The organism is Oleiphilus sp. HI0128, from assembly GCF_001635365.1.
Map to the genome: position 1 here is coordinate 1 of NZ_LWGG01001215.1, position 1980 is coordinate 1980.

The 1980-nt window shown below is 45.4% G+C and carries 1 protein-coding gene; it reads left to right on the top strand.

Going from position 1 to position 1980, the window contains the following annotated elements; all coding sequences use genetic code 11:
* Window positions 1-1980: endopeptidase La (gene lon / locus A3763_RS20525; protein WP_068760424.1), on the top strand; the 1980-nt coding region annotated here is incomplete at both ends.

Sequence of the window (1980 nt, forward strand, 5' to 3'; positions counted from 1 at the left end):
GGTACGGTTGCAAATATATTGCAAATGTTAAAGCTGCCCGATGGTACGGTTAAAGTGCTGATCGAAGGTGAGTACCGAGTCAGTGTTGATCGGGTTGCTTCAGAAGAGTTCTTGTCAGCAAAAACGAGTGAGCTGGAAGAGTCTCACCCAGAGCAGTCTGAGTTTCAGGGGCTTGTGCAAACCTTAATGTCTCAGTTTGAAAAGCTGAGTAAGGTGAGTAAAAAAATTCCTGCTGAAATCGTCTCGTCGTTAACGAATATTTCTGACCCTATTAGGTTGATCGATACCGTTGCTGCTCATTTGGAACTCAAAATAGCCGATAAGCAGGATGTTCTGGAAGAGTTGAATGTCGGGCAGCGTGCAGAAATGTTGTTAGCTGTTATCGAAGGCGAGCTTGATCTGATTCAGGTCGAGAAGCGCATTCGTGGTCGTGTTAAGAAGCAAATGGAAAAGAGTCAGCGCGAGTACTACCTGAATGAGCAAATGAAAGCTATCCAGAAAGAAATGGGAGCGATCAACGAAGGTGGTAACGAGTTCGAAGAGCTGGAAAACAAAATTCAAACGGTTGGCATGAGTGCAGAGGCCAAGAAGAAGGCTGAAGCAGAGCTTAAGAAGTTGAAGATGATGTCACCGATGTCTTCAGAGGCATCAGTTGTGCGAGGCTATGTTGAGTGGCTTGTAAATCTTCCCTGGAAGAAGAAAAGTAAAGTTCGACACGATATCGTTAAGGCAAGAGAAATTCTTGATGCAGACCACTATGGCCTAGAAGAGGTCAAAGACCGCATTATCGAATATTTAGCGGTACAGAGCCGGGTTAAGAAGCTTAAAGGGCCGGTATTGTGCTTGGTTGGGCCTCCTGGTGTAGGTAAAACCTCCTTGGGGCAATCTATTGCGAAGGCAACAAACCGAAAATATACCCGTGTTGCACTGGGTGGTGTGCGTGATGAAGCAGAGATTCGTGGTCATCGCCGAACTTATATCGGTTCAATGCCAGGTAAACTGATTCAGAAGCTTTCTAAAGTCGAAGTGAAGAACCCGCTGTTCTTGTTTGATGAAATCGATAAATTGGGTGCTGATCATCGTGGTGACCCGGCTTCGGCTTTGCTTGAGGTGTTAGATCCAGAACAAAATCATACCTTTAATGATCACTATCTAGAAGTAGATTATGATTTGTCCGATGTTATGTTTGTCTGTACCTCAAACTCAATGAACATCCCTCCGGCCTTGCTTGATCGTATGGAGGTTATCCGTATTCCGGGTTACACCGAAGATGAAAAGATCAATATCGCGCAAAAATACCTGATCCCGAAACAGATCAAAGATAATGGCCTGAAAAAAGGTGAGCTCGCTATTGCCGAAGATGCAATAAGAGATGTGATTCGTTATTACACCAAAGAAGCGGGTGTTCGAGGGCTGGAGCGAGAGCTTGCTAAAGTTTGTCGCAAGGTAGTGAAGGAAATTCTAGAGTCTAAAGAGGCTATTGAGATTACCGTAGATAGCAAAAATATCGATCAGTACTTAGGTGTGCGCAAATTTAGTTACGGCATGGCTGATGAAAAGGACCGGGTAGGGCAGGTTACTGGTCTGGCATGGACGCAGGTTGGCGGCGAGTTGTTGTCAATTGAATGTAGTACTGTGCCGGGTAAAGGTAAGGTTGTTCGGACGGGGTCTTTGGGTGATGTAATGCTGGAGTCAATACAAGCTGCTATGACTGTTGTAAGAAGTCGAGCTGGCGGCTTTTATATCGATGACAACTTTCATGAAAAGCATGATATTCATGTCCATGTTCCTGAAGGTGCGACGCCAAAAGATGGGCCGAGTGCGGGTATCGCAATGTGCACGGCAATGGTTTCCTCATTTACTGGCATTCCAGTTCGTGCAGACGTTGCGATGACAGGTGAAATAACCTTGCGTGGTCAGGTCCTTGCTATTGGTGGCTTGAAAGAAAAGTTATTAGCGGCACATAGAGGTGGAATAAAA